Genomic DNA, 255 nt, shown 5'->3' with positions numbered 1-255 from the left:
AGATGCCCTCCGTCACCACCTCGATGCGGGTCGCGCGCGAGATTTTCGAGCCGAAGCGGACACGATAGCCGACGGTCTCACCGGCGCGTTCGCCCAGTGATTTGGCCATGCGGTCGGCGCTGGCGCGCGCCGCGATGCGCCGCGGCTCCAGCACGATGATCTTCCTGCCCTTGACCCAAGGGGCATCGAGCAGCGCCAGCGGCACGCGCGTGGTCTTGCCGGCGCCCGGCGGCGCCACCAGCACGGCGGCATGAT

The 255-nt window shown here is 70.6% G+C and carries 1 pseudogene; it reads right to left on the bottom strand.

From position 1 onward, the window contains the following. A pseudogene (locus AC0L20_RS41350) lies at positions 1–255 on the bottom strand (ATP-dependent helicase HrpB); the annotation flags it as partial.

The sequence above is a fragment of the Bradyrhizobium sp. Kon58 genome (assembly GCF_055807455.1).
This window is presented reverse-complemented; position numbering and strand designations above follow the sequence as displayed.